This is a genomic window from Paraburkholderia haematera (assembly GCF_905220975.1).
In the GTDB taxonomy this organism is placed as follows: domain Bacteria; phylum Pseudomonadota; class Gammaproteobacteria; order Burkholderiales; family Burkholderiaceae; genus Paraburkholderia; species Paraburkholderia haematera.
The window spans coordinates 40,096-63,219 of sequence record NZ_CAJNBK010000031.1; the positions used below are offsets into that span (position 1 = coordinate 40,096).

24 protein-coding genes and 1 pseudogene are annotated in these 23,124 nt (G+C 59.0%); 17 read left to right on the forward strand and 8 right to left on the reverse strand.

The features are described from left to right. Nucleotides 1-42: 42 nt before the first annotated feature. The 3 genes from KHO23_RS31130 to KHO23_RS31140 form a co-directional block, all read right to left on the reverse strand. The gene (locus tag KHO23_RS31130; protein ID WP_211616353.1) at nucleotides 43-276 is read right to left on the reverse strand and encodes a hypothetical protein; all 234 of its coding nucleotides are present in this window, start codon (nucleotides 274-276) and stop codon (nucleotides 43-45) included. A gap of 44 nt (nucleotides 277-320) precedes the next feature. Next, nucleotides 321-1,070, reverse strand: a complete 750-nt coding sequence (locus KHO23_RS35295) for a hypothetical protein (RefSeq protein ID WP_236067060.1) — start codon at nucleotides 1,068-1,070, stop codon at nucleotides 321-323. A gap of 173 nt (nucleotides 1,071-1,243) precedes the next feature. Beyond that, on the reverse strand, nucleotides 1,244-1,528 hold the full coding sequence (locus tag KHO23_RS31140) for a hypothetical protein (protein WP_211616404.1): 285 nt from the start codon (nucleotides 1,526-1,528) through the stop codon (nucleotides 1,244-1,246). A gap of 506 nt (nucleotides 1,529-2,034) precedes the next feature. Between KHO23_RS31140 and KHO23_RS31145 the strand changes: the two genes are divergently transcribed. The 4 genes from KHO23_RS31145 (at nucleotide 2,035) to KHO23_RS31160 (ending at nucleotide 4,765) form a co-directional block, all read left to right on the forward strand. Continuing rightward, entirely contained in the window at nucleotides 2,035-2,679 is a 645-nt protein-coding gene (locus KHO23_RS31145; RefSeq protein WP_211616355.1) for a pyridoxamine 5'-phosphate oxidase family protein, read from the forward strand. Between the two features lie 493 nt (nucleotides 2,680-3,172). After that, nucleotides 3,173-3,502 carry a hypothetical protein gene (locus KHO23_RS31150; protein WP_211616357.1) on the forward strand — a complete coding sequence of 110 codons (330 nt, stop codon included), beginning with the start codon at nucleotides 3,173-3,175 and terminating at the stop codon, nucleotides 3,500-3,502. Between the two features lie 94 nt (nucleotides 3,503-3,596). Beyond that, on the forward strand, nucleotides 3,597-4,148 hold the full coding sequence (locus KHO23_RS31155) for a DUF1003 domain-containing protein (RefSeq protein ID WP_211616358.1): 552 nt from the start codon (nucleotides 3,597-3,599) through the stop codon (nucleotides 4,146-4,148). Between the two features lie 356 nt (nucleotides 4,149-4,504). Beyond that, complete coding sequence (locus KHO23_RS31160) at nucleotides 4,505-4,765, forward strand: hypothetical protein (RefSeq protein WP_211616360.1); 261 nt, start codon at nucleotides 4,505-4,507, stop codon at nucleotides 4,763-4,765. Between the two features lie 135 nt (nucleotides 4,766-4,900). On the opposite strand, the gene KHO23_RS31165 is transcribed toward KHO23_RS31160, so the two are convergent. Together KHO23_RS31165 and KHO23_RS31170 are read right to left on the reverse strand one after the other, a co-directional pair. Continuing rightward, nucleotides 4,901-5,416, reverse strand: a complete 516-nt coding sequence (locus tag KHO23_RS31165) for a GNAT family N-acetyltransferase (RefSeq protein ID WP_211616362.1) — start codon at nucleotides 5,414-5,416, stop codon at nucleotides 4,901-4,903. A gap of 167 nt (nucleotides 5,417-5,583) precedes the next feature. Next, entirely contained in the window at nucleotides 5,584-6,219 is a 636-nt protein-coding gene (locus KHO23_RS31170) for a 2OG-Fe(II) oxygenase (protein ID WP_211616364.1), read from the reverse strand. A 555-nt stretch (nucleotides 6,220-6,774) separates the two neighbouring features. Here KHO23_RS31170 and KHO23_RS31175 point away from each other — a divergent pair. The 5 genes from KHO23_RS31175 to KHO23_RS31195 all read left to right on the forward strand — a co-directional run bounded on the left by KHO23_RS31175 (nucleotide 6,775) and on the right by KHO23_RS31195 (nucleotide 11,582). Then, nucleotides 6,775-8,037, forward strand: coding sequence for an ABC transporter substrate-binding protein (locus KHO23_RS31175; protein ID WP_211616366.1), 1,263 nt, complete (start codon nucleotides 6,775-6,777; stop codon nucleotides 8,035-8,037). A 131-nt stretch (nucleotides 8,038-8,168) separates the two neighbouring features. Next, nucleotides 8,169-9,038: a branched-chain amino acid ABC transporter permease gene (locus KHO23_RS31180; protein WP_211616368.1), complete on the forward strand. Its 870-nt coding sequence runs from the start codon at nucleotides 8,169-8,171 to the stop codon at nucleotides 9,036-9,038. 4 nt (nucleotides 9,039-9,042) lie between these two features. Further along, on the forward strand, nucleotides 9,043-10,002 hold the full coding sequence (locus tag KHO23_RS31185; RefSeq protein WP_211616370.1) for a branched-chain amino acid ABC transporter permease: 960 nt from the start codon (nucleotides 9,043-9,045) through the stop codon (nucleotides 10,000-10,002). Nucleotides 10,003-10,060: 58 nt separating this feature from the next. Beyond that, nucleotides 10,061-10,810, forward strand: a complete 750-nt coding sequence (locus tag KHO23_RS31190) for an ABC transporter ATP-binding protein (RefSeq protein ID WP_211616372.1) — start codon at nucleotides 10,061-10,063, stop codon at nucleotides 10,808-10,810. A gap of 61 nt (nucleotides 10,811-10,871) precedes the next feature. Then, entirely contained in the window at nucleotides 10,872-11,582 is a 711-nt protein-coding gene (locus KHO23_RS31195; protein WP_211616374.1) for an ABC transporter ATP-binding protein, read from the forward strand. 632 nt (nucleotides 11,583-12,214) lie between these two features. On the opposite strand, the gene KHO23_RS31200 is transcribed toward KHO23_RS31195, so the two are convergent. Further along, on the reverse strand, nucleotides 12,215-13,177 hold the full coding sequence (locus KHO23_RS31200) for a 2-hydroxyacid dehydrogenase (RefSeq protein ID WP_211616376.1): 963 nt from the start codon (nucleotides 13,175-13,177) through the stop codon (nucleotides 12,215-12,217). A 311-nt stretch (nucleotides 13,178-13,488) separates the two neighbouring features. Between KHO23_RS31200 and KHO23_RS31205 the strand changes: the two genes are divergently transcribed. The 7 genes from KHO23_RS31205 (at nucleotide 13,489) to KHO23_RS31235 (ending at nucleotide 20,283) form a co-directional block, all read left to right on the forward strand. Then, nucleotides 13,489-14,247 (forward strand): SDR family oxidoreductase, encoded by a 759-nt coding sequence (locus KHO23_RS31205; protein ID WP_211616378.1) that lies wholly within the window; start codon nucleotides 13,489-13,491, stop codon nucleotides 14,245-14,247. A gap of 54 nt (nucleotides 14,248-14,301) precedes the next feature. Continuing rightward, complete coding sequence (locus KHO23_RS31210) at nucleotides 14,302-15,618, forward strand: MFS transporter (RefSeq protein ID WP_211616380.1); 1,317 nt, start codon at nucleotides 14,302-14,304, stop codon at nucleotides 15,616-15,618. Between the two features lie 26 nt (nucleotides 15,619-15,644). After that, nucleotides 15,645-16,034: a VOC family protein gene (locus tag KHO23_RS31215; protein ID WP_211616382.1), complete on the forward strand. Its 390-nt coding sequence runs from the start codon at nucleotides 15,645-15,647 to the stop codon at nucleotides 16,032-16,034. Between the two features lie 108 nt (nucleotides 16,035-16,142). After that, nucleotides 16,143-17,387 (forward strand): citrate/2-methylcitrate synthase, encoded by a 1,245-nt coding sequence (locus KHO23_RS31220; RefSeq protein WP_211616384.1) that lies wholly within the window; start codon nucleotides 16,143-16,145, stop codon nucleotides 17,385-17,387. A gap of 182 nt (nucleotides 17,388-17,569) precedes the next feature. Further along, nucleotides 17,570-18,082, forward strand: a complete 513-nt coding sequence (locus tag KHO23_RS31225) for a dihydrofolate reductase (RefSeq protein ID WP_211616386.1) — start codon at nucleotides 17,570-17,572, stop codon at nucleotides 18,080-18,082. An 881-nt stretch (nucleotides 18,083-18,963) separates the two neighbouring features. Continuing rightward, the gene (locus tag KHO23_RS31230; RefSeq protein ID WP_211616388.1) at nucleotides 18,964-19,533 is read left to right on the forward strand and encodes a YdeI/OmpD-associated family protein; all 570 of its coding nucleotides are present in this window, start codon (nucleotides 18,964-18,966) and stop codon (nucleotides 19,531-19,533) included. Nucleotides 19,534-19,830: 297 nt separating this feature from the next. Next, the gene (locus KHO23_RS31235; protein ID WP_211616390.1) at nucleotides 19,831-20,283 is read left to right on the forward strand and encodes a cupin domain-containing protein; all 453 of its coding nucleotides are present in this window, start codon (nucleotides 19,831-19,833) and stop codon (nucleotides 20,281-20,283) included. An 88-nt stretch (nucleotides 20,284-20,371) separates the two neighbouring features. Here the strand turns inward: KHO23_RS31235 and KHO23_RS35300 are convergent. Continuing rightward, nucleotides 20,372-20,632, reverse strand: a pseudogene (locus KHO23_RS35300) (IS5/IS1182 family transposase); the annotation flags it as partial. Between the two features lie 199 nt (nucleotides 20,633-20,831). On the opposite strand from KHO23_RS35300, the gene KHO23_RS31240 reads away from it, so the two are divergent. Continuing rightward, complete coding sequence (locus KHO23_RS31240) at nucleotides 20,832-21,680, forward strand: hypothetical protein (RefSeq protein WP_211616392.1); 849 nt, start codon at nucleotides 20,832-20,834, stop codon at nucleotides 21,678-21,680. 453 nt (nucleotides 21,681-22,133) lie between these two features. Here KHO23_RS31240 and KHO23_RS31245 read toward each other — a convergent pair whose 3' ends face one another. Next, entirely contained in the window at nucleotides 22,134-22,646 is a 513-nt protein-coding gene (locus KHO23_RS31245; RefSeq protein ID WP_211616394.1) for a hypothetical protein, read from the reverse strand. Between the last annotated feature and the right edge of the window lie 478 nt (nucleotides 22,647-23,124).

A 23,124-nucleotide genomic window follows, 5' to 3' on the forward strand; every position in this document is an offset into this window, starting at 1 on the left:
CCGAGTGACAATCTGTCGAGGCTGTGGGTTACCACCGATGGTCTATGCTTTCTCCGTGACGCGAAAATCGTCGACACCGGGAAAGAATGTGGAGGAGCGATATTGTCGGATTTCCCGGCGAATACATTCTGCAGGCGGCTCACCGAACGCCACGGCATACCCGAGAGCCGAAGCAACGGTTTCATACTCTTGCTTGGCAAGAAGGTCTATCCAATTGCCGGCGATTTCCAACAATTGGCTATCAGTCGCGTATCGAGGCACAAAGATCTTATCCATGTCCTCCCTCTTTTTGGTGGCCCCGTCAGAATTGCCCGTCGCCCTCAGGGTGTTACATTACGAGCTGCTGCCTCGAAAAGCGTTTTGTCACGCGTGACTAAGAATAAACCGGGTGTACCTGAACCGAGCACATGCAGAGGCTCCAACTTGATGACCTGCCTCCAGAATTCTTCCGTGTACGTGTCATCGACGTTGAGCGGACTAAACCCTAAACGATTTACGAAATTTGCATGGGGCTCAAGTTTTAGCAGCCTATCGTACACGTACCACTCGTCAAAGCCTGGCATCGGAAGCTGAGATATCACCTTGACTAACGGACTGACCGCGAGTGCGCCGATCTTTGACCATCCTGCCGTGAATTCCTCATCGGTCGGCGCATATGGGCCGCTGTCACAACTTGCGATTGCAACATATCGCCCGAGCACTAATTCTGGATAGCATAGAACCAAGTCCTCGATAGCCCCGTCAGTCCCGTCGTTCCATTCGACAATTCGATAACCGGCACGTTCGCCTGTTCGCGTTACTCTCTCCTCGCCCTCGTCCGTCAGATTATCGATCATCTTTTCTAGTAATGCCCGCACATGTGCTTCCGCTTCTTCGCGCGTGCCCTCGAAGTCCAACCTACTAGCGCCATTTCCGAATCGACAATCAGTTGCCTCCTGCACTACTTCGTAGCCGAATATAAATGTTCCGTCGTTGCGCTGATATATGTGAAACCCAACTTCGTACGTCAGGCCGTGCGCATTTTGTCGCACATACTGAAACGTCTGATCGTATCCGGCCTGGAGTTTCATCTGGTTTTCCCCATTCGACAGTAATTGAGAATCACGATCTGGATTTCTGTGCAGCTCCGTGCAGAACGGTCAGGAAGCGACGCGGAGCTTATTGGCGCCGCTGAGCGCCGTCTTGGTTGCAGCCGGCCCGGAGACGAATCGCCGCCGCATAGATAATGAGTTGAAGTTTGCCGCTACCGAGGCCTGTAGATCATAGTCTTCCAATCCAGCAGCAGCTCGGCGACGTGTTTTGAATGCTCACCGTTCTCCTGCAATCCCATTCTCTCGGTCGCGACCGTGTCCAGATATCCTGCGACGGACGATGCGTCTGCTCCTTCTTGCAACATGGCGAACACCTTCGGCAGATATCCTTGATACTCATCGCGTGCCACCGGGCTTTGTGCAATCCCGATCGGGTCCCAGACGTAGTACAAGACTTCGTCCACTCGTCGGTACAACTCCAGGTCGGCGTCGGTCAATTGTCGTTCCGCAGGTGGCTCATACGTTTCGCGTCACGGTCAATGACCAAAGACAGTAACTCAATTGTCAACGATCTGGATGCTGATGTCGAACGGCCGCTTGTGGCCAAACTGCGACGGACGACGACCGTCTCAGGTCAACCCTGAACGGACCCTCGATACTCTCGCGAGCGAACACTCACCATTGATCTACTCCGACTCGCGACCGACAGGCAGGTTTATATTTCCGCATAGGACAACAGACTAGTCATCGCTTGCGCAAAGGTCGAATTCGTGGCCGTCTGGACTAACAAGGACAATACTCTTCACGGCCTCGTCATTTAACCCATCGAGAACGACTGTCGCCCCGCCAGCCTTGGCGCGATTCAGAAAGGTATGCGAGGTAGGCACATCGAATTCGAACGCCGGTATTGGCTCCAAGAAATAGATGCGTGCTGGTTCTGGAAAGGAAAGCGATGCCAATCTAAACTGCGGTGCCGTCTATATACCAAGGACACCTGCTGCCAATGCCATCCGCTACTGCCCGCACACGCGTTCGCCGTTTGCCTGAGCTTGCGCTCTACGACCAGTCCGTGCTGTATTCGATCATCGATGCTGCTTACGTCTGCCATATTTCTTTCTACGACGGCGAATCGAGTCATTGCATTCCCACAGCGTGCTGGCGCGACGGTGATCGTCTATACGTTCACGGTTCTAATGGCGGGCGGCTAATTCGTCAACTGGCCAGTACCAAAGAGGTATCGGTGGCGATCACCCTTCTGGACGGACTCGTGTTGGCAAAGTCGGCGTTTAATCACGCCATGAATTACCGCTCCGCTATCATTTACGGCCGTTTTGATGCCGTAAATGATGAGATGGAAAAACGCCGGCTAATGGACGTTTTCATGAGATTCATTGCGCCAGGTCGCGAGCGGGATGCACGGCAAGGGAATGCGAAAGAGTTTGCCGCGACCACAATTCTAGGTATTGCGCTCGATGAAGCCGCCGCGAAAGTTCGAACGGGCGGGCCGAGTGACGATGAATCAGACCTGGACTTACCGATCTGGGCAGGTGTATTGCCCATGGCGATGCTGCCACAGGCGCCGGTTGCCGCCTCGACCAGTATCGGACCGGAACCCGTATATGTGAGGCAATGGCAAAGGTCAGAATGACGGGGAAATATTGATGTTCCACGGACGATCCGCTCGTCCCGGTTCTCGTCATTTCATTTTTCAGCGCGCGGCCCAGGAAGGCGGGAATGACCACATTGCGTTCAGGCACGTGTCAACTCCAAACGGTAATTGCGCGATATCGCGCAATTTGAAACTATCGATCCATGGGTGAGGCATCTCCAGAAATCGGGATGCCGTGAAGCCATCGTATTCCTGGTCTACTTGCGGGGACATCCCCCGGGTGAGGGTCGGCACGTGACCCATGTGCCCCCTACACGAAGGCATGTCTACCCGGAGCGTCATTTGGCGACCACGAAGCCATGCTACGCTCGACGCTGTGTAATTCCCGTCCGACAATCTCTGATACGGCCTTTTCCCGAATGCCGCGTTACACCGCGGCGCCATACCGAACCTCTGTCACTTTTTCAAAAGTCTGTGTTTAGCGCGGACCACATGCTGCCCACTGCGAGCAAACTCGCATCGGAGAATCCTGATGAGCAAGAAATCCTCCTCCACCCCTACCCGCGATCGAAACGAGACAACACCGGCAACGCTGACGGCGCTGACAACGCAGATCAATGGGTTTCTCCACGAAGGGACGCTCGATAGCCGGTTCGCCGCGAAGCTCGTCAAGCGCATGAAGAAAGAAGCCGATGCGATTTCAGAGGCTGACGATGCGACGAAATCCGACTGGAAGAAACTGAAGAAGGCGTTCGACACGGTGGATGCAGCGTTGCGCGAACACGATGCGAGCTTGCTTGTCACGGCCAACGCGGCGCTGCGGGCGTCGGACGACCTACCCGATATTCCGACACCGCGGTAACCGCCAAACGTGACATCGACGGCATCGGCCCAGCCTGTCCAACAGACGGGTCAGGACCGGCGCCAAAATCATCCTTCATCAACGGGTTACCATCATGAGCGATGCGAATCACAAACACGCCCCACACCACGAACCCAATGGGAACGCCAATCATCACTATCGGTTCCACATGCCGCACGTCCATCTCAACTCGGTGTTCGGCGACGACTGGTTCGCGCTGAAGGCCGAAAGCTTCGCGCGTTTCTTCGGAACACCAACTTTTCTGATTGCGCAGACACTGATTGTTGCGGTCTGGATTGCAGTGAACATGCTGGGTTTTACGAAGTTCGACGTTTATCCTTTCATTCTTCTGAACCTTGCCTTCAGTCTCCAGGCCGCTTACGCTGCGCCGCTCATTCTGCTCGCACAAACACGCCAGGCGGATCGCGACAAGGTTCATTCTGACGCCGACGCTCGTCACCGCGAAGACCTTGCGAGTGCAAGCGAACAACGGCAGGCGCTGGCGGCGAGGCAGACCGAACAGCTGGTTGCATTGCTTGAACAGAACACGCAGCTCACCGCCCTCACAAAGCAGATGAGCGAGCGTATCGAAGCATTGACGCTGGAGTTGCGCGACAAAATAACGGCGCACGGCGGGAGCGCATAGATTCCCACGGCTCCACGCCGCTCGATCACAGTTCGATGAGGACCGATTGCGACCCGTTTTCTTCGCTTCGATAATGTTCGACGAATATCTTAAGTTGAGCCGTTCAGGCATTCATGAAGCTTCAAAAAGGGGGCACACGCAATTCGCAACCGGGCTGGTCAAGCCAGCAACACTGCGTAAGTCACGCTGCATCGAAAATAATGTTAATCCTTATTAAATAGCCTGCCGTCTGTGGAATTTCCGTCAACGAAATTGCGATGTCGCCCGTTTACGGAGGATCGGCGTCTCACCTGCCGTGCATAATCACTGCAGCGACAGGTCGAGTGCATTCATTAAAATCAACTTCGGAGTACGGTGTGAAATATCCTCTCTTGGCATCGTTGATCGCGAGCCTTGGAATTGGCGTATCCGGCGTGGCCAACGCCGTCAATGTAGACGTCAATATCGGCATACCTGCCCCTGTTGTCGTGGCACCCGTCGTTATTCAACAAGGGTGGCACGGCGACCGATACTGGGATGGTCACCGCTACTGGGGACGCCAGGAATGGGACGAGCATCAGCACCATGACGATCATGGTCACTGCCCTCCGGGACACGCTAAAAAAGGCGAGTGCTAACAGCATCGCATAGCGGTCAAACTACTTTGCGGGCCTCACGGCCCGTTTTTCTGCGTAAGCGGAAGCTGACACCTGGTTGCCGTCAGTAAAACGTGAGCCGTCGATTTCGGCCGCGTATCGCCAACGACGTTCCTGTCAGCTTGCATTGAGCATATCGGAGAGCAACGCCCATCGCTCATGATCTCGCCATTCGCCATTGATGCGAAGATAGCGCGGCGAAAAACCTTCCTTCTGAAGTCCGACACGGCGCACCAAGGCTATTGACGCTTCGTTTTCAGGCTGGATGTTTGCTTCAAGCCGATGCAACCCGAGGTCGTGGAACGCATAATCCACAGCGGCTCGCAGCGTCTCGGTCATCAACCCTTTCCGGCTGAAGTTCACCATTCCGTAGTAGCCGAGGTAAGCACTCTGGAATGCACCGGCAACGATCTCGCTGATGTTGACAACACCGACGATCTGCCCGGAAACCCGCTCCCGGGCAACAAGCCCGACGTTCGGGCCGGTCAGGCAACGTCCAAACCAACTATCGAATCCCGCCTGGTCCGTGAAAGACGTGACCCACGGCAGCTGGTAGTCCTGATTCGCACGATTGGCGGCGATTAAATCGGCGGCGTCAGCGCGGGTCACGCGATTGAGTTGAATCGAACTCATGGATGTGTTGGTAACGGATTGTTGATCTCGGACATCGAGCGACGAAAGATACCGGATTCTCTTCCATATTGCTTCGCGCCACTCAAACGCGTGCACCGGGCAGCCCAGCCGGGAATCGAAAGCGTGAGCAGCACGAAAATCACGGCGCCCCGGAACGGCCTGGGAAATCACGAGCGGCGTCTAAACCATCCCGCGAGCGACATGCGGTCGCGCGTCGCGGGCAATACTTCATGCAGCATGTCGGCGGATAGAAACACTGCGATCCGGCTGCCGACTGGCGAGATGTCCTGCGTGCTCAATCCCTCCGGATGCAGCCGCAACGCACCGCCGTCCTCAGGCAGCCAGTCCGCATTCAGATAGACGATGACGGACACCGTGCGGCTATCGTCATCGCGGAATTGATCGCGGTGTCGTAGATACGAAGCGCCCGGGGCGTAGTATGCAAAGTGGCTTTCGTATTCTTCGAGTCCCAGAAAAAGTCCGCGATTCAACGCAATACGCAGCATTTCCATGATCGCGAGATACTGGTCGCAGGCTTCGGACTGGCCCGCCTCCAGCCACTGAATCTGGTCCCCGCGCACATCGGGCTGGAGCGAACGCGCCGCGCCCTGGCTGACGCCCGCCAATGTGAGCATCCCGGCCCTCGCAAGCGCTGTGCATTCCAACCCCAGCGCGAGCGTCAAATTCGGCGAAATGAAATTGTCCTGCTCCGACCAGCCATGGTCATGAATGGCATCCACGATACGTTGATGCCGCTCATCTCCGGGTGCATCGAAGCACGCGGGCGAGTGTGATCGGGTCACTGCTTGTTCCTTCGAACGAAGGTGCTGGGTAGAAAATTCGAACGGCTGTCCGGGCGGGTATCGGCAACGAGGCTTGATCCGAGCGGGGCATAGTAACACTGACTTTCCCGCGGCCGGCTCTCCGCGCGGCCGCCGCGTGGGTCTAGCGTGGAATTGACGGCAACGAAAGCGAAAGCGATTGCGTGGGCTGCGCCCATTTGGCCATCATCCACGTGTGACATTTCGAGTATGAACCAGTAGGTTTCCTTACCATCTAACTGACGGGCGATTTCACGGGCTGCGCTGCCACCTGGCGCTCCACAGTTCCGGCCATTGGCACCCGATACAGCCTTGATTGCCCTCGCCTCTGTACTCGAGCTTACCGCCATGAGTTGGAAAAAATTGCATCGTCATGCATCTCGCGAAAGCGGATATCTGTTAGTTCACCGGCGGGATAACGAGTACTTGTGGATCCCATCTAACGAGATCAAGATTGTATTAGCCGGGGATGCTCACGCTTCGGTTCAGAATGCAGGCGTTTGACCGGTTCGAAGTGAAAAATCAGGGAGAACCCCTATGAAAACTCCGGGTCATATCCGCGCCGTTAGTCGTCGCACGGTGCTCAAGGGGGCCGCTGCTGCTGCAGCGTTGCAGCTCGCCTCACCTTTCATCATCAAGGCACGCGGCGAGACGCCGCTGCGTATCGGCATGGTCGATCCATTGACCGGCGCCTATGCTGCAGTTGCACAGAATGAAGTGATGGGCGCGAGGCTCGCCGTGCAACAGGTCAACGCCAACGGCGGCATTCTCGGGCGTCCCATTGAGCTGCTGGTAGAAGACTCGGCTAACGACGTCGGCACCGGCGTGCAGAAGGCGCGCAAGCTGATCGAGCGCGATCAGGTCACGTTTCTGATCGGGGACGTGAATTCCGGCGTCGCTCAGGCAATCGCCCAGGTCACCAACGAGAAGAAAGTGTTGCACATCGTCTCGGGCGGCCACACCGACACGATCACGGGCAGCGATTGCAAGTGGAACGTCTATCGCGTCTGCAACACGACCAGCATGGAGGCCAATGCGGTATCCGACCTCCTCTTCACCCAGTACGGCAAGAAGTGGCATTTCATTACGCCGGACTACGCCTTCGGCCATACGCTGCAGAAGGCCGCGCTGGCGGATTTGCAAAAGCTCGGCGGCACGATGACCGGCAACGAGCTCACGCCGCTCGGCACGACCGATTTCTCTGCATACCTGATCAAGGCGCGCGCGGCCAACCCCGATGTTCTGCTGGTGCTGCCGCAAGGTTCCGACATGGTCAACTGCCTGAAGCAGATCGCGCAATTCGGCATCGGAAAGCAGATCCACGTTGCCGGGCTTCAGCAGGAACTCGAATCGCTCGAGGCCATGCCGCCGGAGGCACGCGTGGGCATCTGGATGTTCGAATGGTACTGGAAGCAACCGGGCGTCCCAGGCGTCGATAAGTTCGTCGCCGACATCCGCAAAGTGAACAACGGCAAGGTCCCCACCGCACGCCACTGGTTCGGCTACACGTCGGTTCATACGCTCGCCGCGGTCGCCAACAAGGAAAAGAGCCTCGATGCGAAAAAGCTCGCCGAGGCGCTCGGCGGGTTCGAACTCGCGGACGACGTCAAGCTGCAGCCCAACAAGTGCTACTACCGCAAGGGAGACCACCAGCTGATGACCTCGTCGTTCGTCGGCGAAGCGCTTTCTCAGCCGGCGGGCGACCCGGAGGATCTGTTCCGTGTCGATCGCGTGGTCGCCGGCGACAAGACCGCGCCGCCCGAAGCCGCGACCGGCTGCAAGCTGCAGTGGCCGACCTGATCCCGAAGACGACCTCCGCATGGTAGTGCGAGCCGCCGTTGGCATGAACCTGACACGTGTGGGCGGCAACACAGCGACCCAGGCTGCCCGACGCGGCTCATGCACGGGTTGCGCCTGGACATGAGTGGCCGATGACTCAACTACTCCTCTTCAACGTCACCAACGGGCTGATCATCGGTGCGTTTTACGTGCTGATGGCGCTTGGCCTGTCGCTCATTCTCAACTTGAGCAACGTGATCAACTTCGCCCACGGCGGCTTTCTCGTGATCGGCGGGTACATTGCCTATACGATCACGCCGTATGTCGGGTTCTGGGGTGCATTGCTGATCGCGCCGATATGCACGGCCGTCATCGGTCTCGCCGTCGAGCGCGTGCTGATCCGGCGGGTCTATGGACGCGATCCGCTCTACAGCCTGCTGCTGACATTCGGCCTCGCCTTCATGATCGAGGACGGTACCCGCTTCATCTGGGGAGCGCAGGGCAAGCCCGTGACCATTCCACCCGCGCTGGCTCAGCCCTTGAGCAACGAACTCTTCTTTATCACCGGCTATCGCCTGTTCATGGTCGGCACGGTCACCCTCGCGGTTGCACTGCTCTTTCTGCTGTTGCGCTACAGCCGGCTCGGCATACGGATTCGGGCCGGCACGCTCGACCTCGAGACCGTCGCGGCGCTCGGCATCAATGTGGGCAGGCTCCGCACGCTCAATTTCGCTGTCGGCATCTATCTCGCCGGTCTGAGCGGCGTGCTCGCTGCGGGCCAGCTCGGGCTGGAGCCGACGATGGGAACCGGCCTCCTGATGCCGAGCTTCATCGCCATCATTGTCGGCGGGGTTGGCAGCCTCACCGGTACGCTGCTCGGCGGCTTGCTGATCGGCGTTGCCTCGGGTATCACCGCGGTATTCCTCCCTGCGGCGAGCGAGGCCATCATGTACGTGCTGATGGCCGTGGTTTTGCTGATCCGGCCACGCGGCCTGCTCGGCGAAGAAGGCATGATGACTTGATGACATGAGCGACTACTTCCATCCTCCCCGGCTGGCCGTCATCGCGGCACTCTGGGCCGTGCTCCTGCTGGCGCCCTACTGGATGCCGCTGCTCGGCGGCTACACCGCGCTCGGCACGCGCGTGCTCGTGCTCGGACTGGCCGCCATGTCGGTCAACTTCCTGCTCGGCTTCACCGGTGTGCTGTCCTTCGGACACGCTGCGTATTTCGGGCTCGGCGCCTACGGCGCCGGCCTCGCGCTGAAGTTTCTCGCGCCGAGCACGCCGCTCGCGCTGCTGTGCGGCACGCTGCTCGGCGGCATTGCCGGCGCACTGCTGGGCGCGCTCATCGCTCGGCGGCGCGGCGTCTACTTCGCGATGGTCACCATCGCGTTCGGGCAGGTCTTCTACTACATCGCATTCCAATGGAGCTCCGTCACCGGTGGCGACGACGGGTTGCGCGGCTTTTCGCGCCAGCCGCTCGATCTCGGCGTCGCCCGGATCGACATTCTGTCGAACGCCAACGCGTTCTACTACTTTGTGCTGTTTTGCCTTGCGTTGGCGATCGGCGTAATGGGTTTCATCCTGCGCTCCCCGTTCGGGCGCACCATGATCGCGATCCGCGAAAATGAGCAGCGTGCGCGCTTTCTCGGCATCCCCGTCGACCGGCATATCTGGATCGCCTTCACGCTGTCCTGCTTCTTCATGGGGTTTGCCGGTGCGCTCTACGCTCTCCTGAACAACTTCGCCGATCCACGCGGGCTGCACTACAGCCAGTCGGGCGATTTCGTCATGATGGCGGTCATGGGCGGCATGCGCAGCCTGTGGGGGCCGCTGCTCGGCGCCGCGGTATTCGTCGTGCTACAGGACTATCTTTCGAGCATCACCGTCAACTGGATGTCGTTCGTCGGCATGCTGTTCGTCGCGATCGTGCTGTTTTTCCCTCGCGGGCTGCTCGGCTTCATTCAGCACAGGAGCGACTCATGAGCGCCGCCCGTCCGCCCGAAGTCGCTCGCGCCGCAGTGCCAAGCACGAAGGCACTCCAATGACCGTGCTCGAAGTCAAAAGCGTCACCAAGCGCTTCGGCAACCTGACCGCGGTGCGTGACGTATCGCTCACCGTCGAGAAGGGCGAACTACGCGCTGTCATCGGGCCGAACGGTGCGGGCAAGACCACCTTCTTCAATCTCATCAGCGGCTTTTTCCCGCCGAGCATGGGAACGATCGTGTTCGACGGACTCGACATCACGACGCTTCCTGCATATCGGCGCGTTGCAGCCGGTATCGCCCGCACGTTTCAGATCACCGAGATTTTTCCGGAACTGACGGTATTCGAGAACGTGCGCATCAGTGCAGAGGTGACAGAGGGTTTTCGCCTGCGCCCGTGGATCAGCAACACCGAGCGGAAACGGGTTCGTCGTCACGTCGAGGAGACGCTTGAGCTCACGGGTCTTGCCGGTAAAGCGAACCGGCTGGTTGGAGAGCTTCCGCACGGTGACCAGCGGGTTGCTGAGATCGCCATGGCGCTGGCGCTGCGGCCGCGCCTGCTGCTACTCGACGAGCCCACCGCCGGCATGGGCGACCAGGAGACTCACGAGATTACGCAACTCGTGCGCCGCCTGCACAGCGACGGCAATTTCACCATCGTGCTGATCGAGCATGACATGCGCGTGGTCTTCCATCTGGCCGATCGAATCACGGTGCTCGACCAAGGCAGCCTCCTCGCCGAAGGCTCGCCAAAAGAGATCGCTTCCAACGAGGCCGTCCAGGCGGCCTATCTGGGTAACGCCCCATGAGCGCCGCGCCGGGCCGCCCCAAGCAAGCTCATACCGCAGTGCGAAGCACGGCGGTTATCCGATGACCGCCGCACTCGCCGCCGAAGGGCTGCATACCTACTACGGCAAGAGCCATATCCTGCATGGCGTGAGCCTGGAGGTTGCGGAGGGCCGAATCACGGCATTGCTCGGTCGCAATGGGGCCGGCAAGACCACGACTTTGCGTACCCTCGTAGGTTTGACGCCCGCGCGCCAGGGGCGCGTGACGATCTTCGGGGCCGATACCACGCGCTGGCCAACTTTCCGGATCGCCGCGTGTGGCGTCGGCTACGTCCCTGAGGGGCGAAGAATCTTCGCCAATCTCAGTGTCGAGGAAAATCTGAAGGTCCCGTTGGAGCGCGGCGGACCGTGGACAATCGCGCGGATCTACGAGCTGTTTCCACGCCTCGCCGAACGCAAGTTCAGCCGCGGGCGCCTGCTCTCCGGCGGCGAACAGGAAATGCTATCGATTGCGCGCGCACTCCTGCTCAATCCCCGGCTGCTCATTCTTGATGAGCCATCGCAAGGCTTGGCCCCGCTGATCGTCCGGGAAGTGTTCCGAGTCGTGTCGCAGATGCGCGACGAGGGGATCTCGGTCCTGCTGGTGGAACAGAACGCACGCATGAGTCTCGAGATCGCCGACTATGCTTACGTGCTAGACGATGGCGGCATCGTCTATTCGGGAAATGCGCGCGAGCTCGCCGCCGATGAAAGCCGGGTACGCGCCCTAACCGGTGCGAGCGCCGAGCAGTGAACACCCTCACGGCGGGCTTGTCATTCTCGGCGGCATCGCTGCAGCGTCTCCTCCTGGCTGAAATGCAATGGACACCGCCCACGAGATTCGCACGCGCCAGGTGACGTAGAAATTTCACGGAAGTCGCGAGAAAACTCGGTATAGTGCGACAGCGCGGGCATTTCGGTTGCCCCATTCTGACGGACGTCGAAATGATTCCAATCGGTGCAGCAGCCACACTTCTCAGCGGCGTGAGCAGCGCCATTAGTTCCGGGCTGTCGAAGCTGACGGGGCAAAACTCAGCGAGTGAATCTAGCCAGCCGAGTTTTGCGGCTCACCTGAAGACGGCAACGTCACAGAGCAGTCCTGGCAAAAGCGTCCACCATCTTCACGCGCATGGCGCGCTGAGCGCATTGGCGAATTCTTCGCCAATGCCGTCACAAACCGCTACGGGTTCCGGGACCACACAGGGCGCCACGGTCGGCTCAGTCATCAATATCAGCGCCTAAATAATCACCGAACGCCAGCCAGATAGCCGTCTCTGCCCACGCGCGCAGACCGACGCGGCAGGACGAGCGGCGTACAAATCGATTTCGGCATTACTCCGTCTTTCGACCGGCATCGCAACGTTGTTGTTCCGATGAGGCCGAGCCTTAGACAGGATTCGAGGCGGGCCGCCCTTCCAGCACGGCGGCAACATTGTCCAGCGCCGTAAAGCCCATCTGTTCACGGGTTTCGATCGTTGCGCTGGCCATATGAGGCGTCAGGAACACGTTGTCGAGTTCAGCGAAGCGCTTGTCGACATTGGGCTCGTTCCGGTACACGTCCAGACCCGCGCTGAACAGATGACCCGAAGTCAGGGCGTCATAAAGCGCATCTTCGTCCACCAGGCCGCCACGCGCCGCGTTGACAAAAATCGCGCCTGCGGGAAGGAGTCCAAACTCTCTTTTCTTCATGAGCGGGACACCTCCACCCGGCACGTGCAGCGTGAGCACCTGGCAGTGCGGCAGCATTTCGTCGAGCGTGGCATAGAAGGTCGCGCCATTTTCCAGCGACGGGGCCGCACGGTGCATGTCCGTGTAGATCACGCGCATGCCGAATCCCTGCGCGCGCTTGGCGACTGCCCGTCCAATACGCCCGAATCCGACGATGCCGAGCGTCTTGCCATTCACTCGCGTACCCAGCATCTCGGTCATGCCGAACGATTTGCCCCATCCGTTGCGCATGATCCGTTCGTATTCCGACGCGCGACGGCACGCAGCCAGCAAGAGCAGCATGGAGAAATCGGCCGTGCACTCGGTCAATGCATCGGGTGCGTTCGTGACGACGATTCCCCTTTCACGGGCCGCCGCTACATCCATGTGATCGAAGCCCGCGCTCGCGTTAGCAATGATCTTGACCGTCGAGGGCAGCGCGGCAATGTGCTCCGCCTGCAGGCCGGATTTTTTCCCGATGAGTACGGCCGGCACGTCGTGCTTCTTGCAGAAATCGACGACAGACCACGAGTCCATATCGGACTCGGTCACGAAGGCATGGAATTCGGCCGCGGCGCGATTCGCCACGGCTGTGGGAACCTTTCGCGCAATCAACAGGCTGGTGCGTTTATCTTCCGACATGGTTTTTCCTTTGGTAGGCAGACGTCGAGAGACTACGAAACCGCAGACGGGACCGTCAATGTTGATTGGATGAATCAACTCCTCGATGAGGATTCGCCCCTTATTGTTCGCGGCGCCTGCGCATTGCGATTCGTTTTCCGTCTACGCGCCCTTCCGCTTCGCTGCCGGCAACACGCGCATCAGGAAAACCCTGGTGCGATCCCCATCGGCAAGGCCCTCAGATGTTGATTCAATGAATCAAGATTGCTCACCGCGTCACGCGGATGCAACTCTCTTTCCTGTGTTCAATTGAATCGTTAAGAGGAAGTCAAATGCCTGCATCGAAGAAGTTCGCAGCCGTTACGGGCGCCGGCTCCGGCATCGGCCGCAGCGCGGCCCTCGCGCTCGCCAACGCGGGATTCGCCGTCGCGCTGATCGGGCGCAGAGTCGAGCCCCTGCTGGAAACGAAGGAGGCAATCGGCATTGCCGGCGGAGAAGCGCATGTATTCCAGGCCGACGTTGCCGACGCCGCATCGGTCCAGCACGCGTTTTCGCAGATCGCCGAGGCATTCGGGCGGCTCGACGTGCTCTTCAACAACGCAGGCCGCAACGCGGGGGCCGTCCCCCTTGAAGACTACGAGGTCGACTTCTGGAACGACGTCGTGGCCACCAATCTAACCGGCGTCTTTCTGTGCGCTCAGGCAGCTTATCGCCTGATGAAAGCACAGTCCCCTCAGGGTGGACGAATCATTAACAACGGATCGATCTCGGCCCACTCGCCGAGGCCGCATACCATCGCCTATACGGCAACGAAACATGCCGTCACCGGTATCACCAAATCGATCGCGCTGGATGGACGCGCATTCAACATCGCCTGCAGCCAGATCGATATCGGAAACGCAGCCACATCACTCACGGAACGTATGAGCCGCGGTGTACTGCAAGCGGATGGAAGCATGGCGCCGGAAGCAAGAATGGATGTGACGCACGTGGCGAATGCGGTCGTGCACATGGCCAGTCTTCCGCTCGAAGCCAATGTTCTCAACATGACCATCATGGCAACCACCATGCCGTTCGTCGGCCGCGGATAAATCACCCTTGCGCCAACTATAAAAAAACAACCGGCGAATGTTCTGGAGACACCGATGAAAGCCGTAGAGGAACACACATTGCCGGTCCGAAACCCGGCTTACGCGGATACCACAAAACGCTCCAGGGTACGGTACGTCGTGCTCTCGATGCTGCTCGCGGCAACCATCCTCAATTACGTGGACCGGTCCGCGTTGGGCATCGTGGCGCCGGGCCTCTCGAAGGGCCTCGCGCTCAACAAGATGGAGATGGGCGAACTGTTTGCCGGATTCGGGCTTGCCTATTCCATTGCGCTCGTGCCCGGCGGCGTGCTAACCGACGTTCTCGGCTCGCGCCTCGCCTATGCGCTGTCACTCCTCGGCTGGTCATTCGCCACGTTGACGCAGGGTTTCGCGACCGGCTATCACATGTTGCTCGGATCGCGGCTCGCAATCGGCGCCATGGAGGCGCCGGCCTTCCCTTCGAACGCGCGCGCCGTGACGTTGTGGTTTCCCGCCCGGGAGCGCGGCTTCGCGACCAGCGTCTATGTCATGGGGCAATACATCGGGACGCCCTTGTTCACCGGCCTGCTGTTGTGGATCTCCGCCGCGTACGGTTGGCGTACGGTCTTTTTCGTGACGGGCGGCTTCGGCATGCTGTTCAGTCTTCTCTGGTACCGGGTTTACCGAGATCCGCATCGGCACTCGGGCGTGAACGCCGCCGAACTGCAATACATCAGTGAAGGCGCTACTGCGGCGCGCAAGCCCCGCGAGAAGTTCGATTGGCGCATGGCGCTCAAGCTGCTCGGCTACCGGCAGATTCTCGCCATCTGCATCGGCAAGTTCTGCAACAACACCTTGCTGGTCTTCTTCACCACGTGGTTCATGACCTATCTGATCGAAGCGCGTCACATGTCGATGATCAAGGTCGGGATCTTCCAGGCACTCCCATTTATCGGCGCGACAGTCGGCATTCTCCTTGCTGGCTTCCTCTCGGACTTTTTCATCCGGCGCGGGGTGTCGATTTCCACTGCGCGCAAGGCGCCGCTCATTATCGGCACACTGCTCGGCGCGTCTATCGTGCTCGTCAATTTCGTCGAGTCGAACGAGGGGGTGATCGCCATTCTGACTATTGCGTTCTTCGCGCAGGGCGTCGGATCGATGTCGTGGGCCGCCGTCTCCGAAATCGCGCCTCGACAGTACGTGGGACTGACCAGCAGCATCACCAGCCTCGCGGCCAACATCGCGGCTGTCACCACGCCGCTCATGATCGGCTATATCACCCACCACACCGGCCACTTCTATTGGGCGCTCAACCTGATGGGCGCGATATGCCTGCTCGGCGCGCTCTCGTACTCCGTGCTGCTGGGGAAGCTTTCCCGCATCGAACTGTGACGCTTTCAACTATCCGGTGAAATCGAATGATTGAATTCAAGTGGGATCATCTGCAACTGTGCTCGGCGGACGCGGAAGCCACCGCCGCCTGGTTTGCGCGCTGCCTGAACGCCGAGATCGTGCGCCGCCCGGGGCGGGTGGATTTGCGCATCGGCAGCATCAACCTGTTCATCACGTCGCTGGCGAGCGCCCCAACCGGCCGCCCTCATGGCGAGCGGCAGCAGGGCATCGATCATTTCGGCGTGGTCGTGGACGATATCGACGCCGCGTTCGAACATCTGTTGTGCTGCGACGCGGAAATCGTCGAGCCGATCAAGCAGGTTCGCCCCGGCGTCAGGGCCTGCTTCGTGCGCTCGCCGGGCGACATTCTCGTCGAGATCCTAGAGCGGCGACCCGCCGAGATGACTTTTACCTGAAAAAACGTCAATATGAACGCTGGATCGGTCGTGCTCGAATGCATGGCGCGATCCGCGTCATCACTCCCCTGTTGCCCCGTTCCGCTGCATCACCTTGCTTGCCATCCCATGCGAAACTGGATCACTCTGACTGAAGCGGCTCGACAACTCGGAGTGCAAGCGCAGACTGTCTATGCGTACGTAAGTCGAGGCACCATCGCTGTCATGCCGGATCCGCTCGACCCGCGCAAGAGCCTCTACCGTGCGGAGGACGTCGCCGGTCTGTGCCGCAAAAAGCAGGTGGGACGCAAGCGCGAAGCGCTCGCCGCCGGGACCATATTCGGTGCGGAGCCCTGCATTTACAGCAGCATTACCACCTTCGCAAAAGGTCGGCCGTACTACCGGGGGCGGGATAGCATCCGGCTTTCGGACACGGCAACGCTTGAAGACGTGGCGGCCATTCTCTGGAATGCGCACGAGCCCGTTTCCTTCGAAACCGGTGACATGCCGCTACAGGGCGACGAACGAGGCAGGCAATGCGCGTTCACATCGCTTGCGGCGCTCGCGGCCTGCGGGCACTCGACCCTCGGACGCACGGACAGCGCACTGCATGTCGAGACCGGCCGGCTCGTGGCGCTCATCGCGCAAGCGTTTGGCGCGCGCGGTGACGCGAATGCACAAAGAACGCATGAACGATTCGCGCTCGGTTGGGGCCAGGACCGCGATGGCGCCGAACTCATCCGCCGTGCCTTAGTCCTCGTGGCCGACCATGAGATTACGAGTTCGGCGTTCGCCGCCAGGATTACCGCCTCCACCGGCGCGTCGCTGCCGGGATGCCTGCTCACGGGACTCGCGACTCTCTCCGGCCCGCTGCATGGCGACGCGTCAGGCCGCGTGCGGGCCGTGTTCGACGACGTCGGAAGACTCGGTGCGGAGCACGTGGTTGCCCATCACTTGCAGTCGGCCATTCCGATCCCTGGGTTTGGCCATCATCTGTATCCAGACGGCGATCCGAGGGCGGCCGCATTGCTCGACGTGCTGAGTCCGCCTCAAGAGCTCATGTCGTTCATCAACAAGGTGGTTGAGCTGACCGGGCTCAAGCCAAATATCGACGTTGCGCTCGCGGCCCTGGCGGCTCAGCTGGCGTTGCCGGGCGATGCGTCGTTCGCGTTGTTCGCAACAGCCCGGAGCGTGGGTCTGCTCGCGCATTGTATTGAGCAACTCCGGGTGGGCAAGGTCATACGGCCACGAGGCCGCTATACCGGGCCCGCGCTGGAAGACGCCGCCCCCGCGTCGCCTGCGGAAGGCGGCGAGAATACGCTCGATCCAGCCACGCTCGACAAGAATCGGGTATTCAAGGCGGTTGGGCGCTGAGAAGCGTGTCAAACCGGAGTTTTGCCGAAACAAAAAAATCTCGGCACCAATCGGCTTTCGCCGTGGGGACCGGCTCAGTTCGACCCGTTGCGGCCCTTCGGTTTTCTCCATACCGGCCACTCGCCGCCGACTATTTTTCTAACCATTAAAGTACCCACACAACCCAAGGCCGAGAAAAGCGAATGCTGAACAGCAAGAGGATTTCAATAGTGGCTGCGATGGCAAGAAACCGAGTGATCGGCGCGGCCAACGACATTCCATGGAAAGTGCCCGGAGAGCAGCAGCGCTTTCGTAAGCTGACTGAGGGACACCTGGTCGTGATGGGACGACGCACATACGAGTCCATAGGTCGACCGTTGCCAAACCGGGACATCCTGGTCATAGGGAGGCAGGCCATCAACGCCGAACGGGTGTCGACGTGCACTACGCTGAAGGACGCGATTGAAATCATCGCGAATGATTCGCGAGAAGAGGTCTTTATCGCAGGCGGCGAACAAAATTATCGCCTCTTCTTGCCGTACGCTGATACGGTCTACCTTACACAAGTCGATTTGGAGCCAGCAGGCGATACGACGTTTCCGGATCTGCCCTCAGACTTCTATTGTGCCGAAAGAGCCGACATTAGCGGTCCGACTAGTTACACTTTTTTTACTTATCGCCGTACCGTCGATCCCAACGACAGGTTTGCACCATGACGTTAAGCGCAGGCGAGATGACAATGTGGCGGCTCGTGCAGCTCTATACGGGCCGAGTTGGATACCAGCGCGGCGTGAAGTCAGATGGACTAACGGCCCACCCCCCGGTCATTGACTGCTCGGGATGGACCAGACTGCTCCTCACGGAAGCGATGCGAGCGGAGAACGAAGCCGCTGGCCGTGCAGTGTTTGGAGCTGACGATGTGGAAGCCCTGCAGGTATGGTCGGATCGGATCGTTCAGGAGATTGAGACCCGGACAGGGTTCGTTGTTGAGGGCCGACAGATCTCAGCCCTCAGCCTCCCGCGTTGCGCCACCATCGGGCTGAAAATGGGAGATCCCGCGTGGGCAAGTAACTATCCCCGTCCACGTGGCATCACGCACATTGTTCAGGTTGTTCGTCGCCCAGAGGATGACGCGCCGTTTATCTCCGAGTCCTTCGGCGACTCAGTCTCACCTGGAATAAATCTCACGCCGCTTGGGGACTGGCTCGCTCTTTCACAGCCGCATCTCCGCGCCAACGAAGTGTGGGCCGTCGATCTTTTCCGGTTGGCCTCTAAAAATTGAACGACCTCCTCGAGTGCCTCTTCCTGGCCGCATGCCGGCCCATGCACTTTGCATACGCAGCATCAACCTTGCTAAGCTGCGATCGGCAACACGCGACCCGTAGCGGTCGTCGCCGAAACCGATGGCAATGGCAGATGTTGGCGGGAAAACGGTCAACTGGATGCTCCTCCAGGAAAGACCTCCATCTTCTCTCCGATGGATACACGCTGAATGGTCGATAAATCGGGTATTCCCAAATCCGTGCAAATCGGTAATCTGCGAGGTTTCAGTGAACGAAAGCGCCTCGCTGCCTGAATGCAACCATCCGGATCCTCCATGTCTGAGCCTCGTCTGACATTCCTTGACCAGAATGAATGGGAAAACTGGTTGACGCAAAACGGCGGTACCTCGACCGGAATATGGCTGCGTCTTGCCAAAAAGGGCGCCGGGCAGCCAACCTTGACTTACGAACAGGCGCTGGAAAGTGCCCTTTGCCATGGCTGGATCGACGGTCAGAAACAGACTGAAAGTGAAGAATACTGGTTGCAACGCTTCACTCGACGCTCCGCAAAAAGTATCTGGTCCAGGCTCAACAAAGACCGGGCCGAAGCGCTGATCGCCGCAGGCAGAATGCTTCCTTCCGGCATGCGAGAAGTCGAGAAAGCCAAAGGGGATGGCCGCTGGGAGGCTGCCTATGCGTCGGCCAGCAACTCGGTCGTGCCGGACGACCTGCAGGCCGCACTGGCCGCCAATCCCAAGGCCAGCGCGTTCTTTGCAACGTTGAATGGCCGGAACCGCTACGCCATCCTGTTTCGGATACAGAATGCCAAGAAGCCTGCAACACGGGCGCGCAAGATCGAGGAGTTCATCGGCATGCTGAATCGCGGCGAAACCATTTATCCCTAGAGCAGGAAGTTCGACAGCCGACGAAAGTCGGCGGACGATGCTGCGCTCAAGGCGGGCAACCCGCAGCGTTCTCCACGCCTCAGCTCTGGCGAGCGTCGATCAATACTGGCTTAAGGTCCATTTATTTCTTTGGCCGCTATTGGCGTATGACCGGCCGTTACGAAAATCCGGCTGAGTGTCGGATTCTGGCCGACACCGGCCGATAAAGGATGACCGTTTTCAAACAGTGAGCAGGTGTATTCTGCGGTCGTATGCATGACATTTCGCCGACGTCGGCGCTCATTGTTTGGAGAAGCGATGAACATCAGCGCACACAAGCCTGGTACTCCCACCTGTCAACTGGTGCAAGCTGGCCCACAGTTCGAGGGGAAGCAAGGGCTGACCTATGCGGTAGGTATCTCAGCTGAAAGTGTGGGATCGAAGCAAGTGCATCTTCAGCTAGCAACAATTCCGCCGGCTGCCCGGGCCAAAGCGCATCTCCATGCGGAGCATGAGACCGCCATCTATCAGCTGAGCGGCATCTCGGGGTGCTGGTATGGCGAACGATTGGAGCGCCATGCGGTCGTTCGGGCCGGAGATTTCTTCTACATCCCCGCAGGGATGCCGCATATTCCGTACAACGCGAGCGCGGACGAACCTTGCGTCGCGGTAATCGCCCGAACCGATCCCAACGAACAGGAAAGCGTCACGATGCGGCCGGATCTTGATGCCTTACCTGACTGGTCGAGCGTTCTGCCTTCACCGCTCTGATTGAGCTGAGTGCAACGGTCATACGTGCAGTACACGACGGGTAAATTACGACCTCGTACTTAAGTCTCAGTTAGAAGCCGTTGCGAAATTAGTTAAACCACGGGTTAAGACGCGTCCAGCAAATCAACGCACAAACGAGAGATAGGAGGGCCTCGTGAACATGAGCGTAGGGTTTGTAGCAAATCATCGGGCTTCGAGACGAGTGAAACGATGCAATCGGGCGCTCGACTGGCCAGCGCGTTCTGCCGAGACTATTTCCGTTAGGCGAGCCGATTTTTGCAAGCACCGGCGTGATGCCGCGTTCTCTCAAACGTTGTCGATGTGGTTCGGAACTGTCGCCACGGCCGCCTGGTTGCAGTCTTGTATTCGATTCAGCGCCAGCATATAACGAATCATGCGATGCGTTCTTAAAGCGCCAGGGGCCTCGTAAATGTACATCAGGCAGATCCCGTGCGACGGTTCAGCACCTGTCCAGGCATGCCATCTACGGCACCCTCGGCCAGGTGTTGGGTAGCAGCTGATGAGGCTAAACCCGGCAGGAGGGCAACATGAGCGTCCACGCCGAAGCGCGAGACCGCACCGCGATCGCCGCGTTTGCCATGAGAGTACTCCGGCCATCGGCAGTGATGATGGCGGTTGTGATCCCATTAACTGGATGTGGTGGCGGTGGCGGGAGTGACGGAGCAGCCACCTCGTTGGTCGCCAATAGCGCCAATCCACCGGAAGGGATCGTGAATCCCCATGTCGTGTCGCTCGATGTGCAGTTCCGGGACAAGACATACCGTCAGTGGGCGGTCTCGTTCTGGCAGTGGGCGCTGGAATTGCCACTCGGCCCCCTTCCGCATCCGTTCAACGACTGCAACCATCGTCCCATCTCAGCGGCGCAAACGGGAAACGTATGGTATTGGGCCACGCCCAGTTCGGCACATCTGATCTGCAATCAGATGGCGACGACAATCCCTGCAGGGACGTCTATCTTCCTGTCTATTCTCGACGGGACGTCTATTTTCCTGCCCATGTTTAACGGGACGACGTCGCTGAACACCCCACCGATCCAGGCATTCACGGCGGATCAGCTGAAGATTGCCAGTGCCTTCGCAAGCGACATCCGGGATTTGTTCTGCACCATCGACGGTGTTTCCGTAGCTAATATCAGGGCTTATCGTACGACGATCGGCCCATTCTCGTTTTCTGCTCCGAGTCCCTGGATTTTTGGCAATACCGGTGGAAAAGGGACATCCGTTGCAGACGGCTACTACCTGCTGCTGGAGCCGTTATCCGCAGGCTTGCACACGATTCATTATGGTGGGAAGTTTGTTTTTCCTGCGGGTGTGTTTGGATCCGACCAGGCCGTCATTGCCAAAGACGTCACGCTCCTTATCAGAGTTGGCTCATAGCACTCTGATAATCATATATCCGGCTTCCCTGCTGTCGTCATCAGTTGCACGGTTCGCCGATAGATTGGCTCATCGCGCACCCGAACATATACGCCCGGGCAGGCGCTGGGCGCGAAGCGGATGTCCTCAAGCTCGCGTCTGCGCCGAAGTACAGATCATTGAGGATGTACCAGACGCGTCGGACGGCTAACACTGAGCGCGGTCGTCTTGTGGCCTGACGAAACGCAACCCGATCCGACCGAGGAAGTATCTCTTCAGTAGCTGCTTCCAGGAGTGGAGCTGCTCGTCCAATGACCGCCTGCAAGAGTGCTCGAAAGGCCGCTACTGGCCGGTTGGCGCCTCACGCGATTGGCATACCCGCTTCGGCTTTGCACGGCTGCGATCGGCAGCACGCGCCCCGAAGCGGACATCGGATTCGCCAAGGCGCTCGCGGTCCTGGAGCAAACCATGCAGCTACTTCTCGAACCAGTATTCGAACTCGGTCCGGTTCTGGTTGAAGGCCTTGTTGTCGGAAACTGTTTCGGCGCGTACGATGCCGCGAATGCTGCGGAATTTACCAGTGCCACCCGTGATATCCAACTCCGTGAGGTTCTTCGAGCGGTCGCTGCCTGGCAACTTGTGCGTGAGGAAGAATCCGCGCGCAAAAATCTTGTCGCCGTTCTCCATCCTGTATTCCACATAGCTGCGGCCGAGCCCATTCGAGTCAGTCTGGTCGCTGGTGCCACGGATAACAGCCTCCTTGAGGACGATGCCCTCAATTGTCTGGTCTTTGCCGCCGTAACTGCGCACTAACTCGAACAGCCGCAGCTTGTGCTCAGGCACGTCGCCGACCTCGAGGATGTACTGCTGCGTGTACTTGTTGCCGCTCGCTGGCGCTTCGAACGCAACGACATGCTTCTCCTGCGCAAGTGCGATCGTCGAAGCGAGAAGCACGCCGCATAGTGCCGCAGACATTCTTAATTGCATGGTCTTCTCCCTGCGGGATCGGAAACCTGATTCACTCTGGTCATGAACGGGACCCTGCTGTTCGTTTATCTCCAAGGATAGGTGGCATTACCCCTGTGTGCACAATGTCCGTAGTTGCTCGCCTTGGGGGTGCTTCGCGCTGGCGACGGAAAGAACGGCTGGCCACTGAAGGGATTGATGCCGCATCCCCTCCTGGCGGACGGGCGGAAGCTCGCACGATCGTCTCGAGTCGGCGTAGACGCGGGGCGGTCGCAAGATTTGGTTGAGCGACTGGAAATGCTTAGGTTTGTAGGATGCCTGATGACATTCTCAAGGTCGATGCCAGGTTTGGGATCAGGTAGCGGCCGTTCTGACCGCTGGCTCCTCCGTCAAAACATCGTATGTAAGGCCCGTCACAATCGCCCGCGCGTCCAGCCAACCCGAACTTTGACTTCCCTCCCCCCTGCCATACACTAGATTCGAAGCACGTTACTCGTCT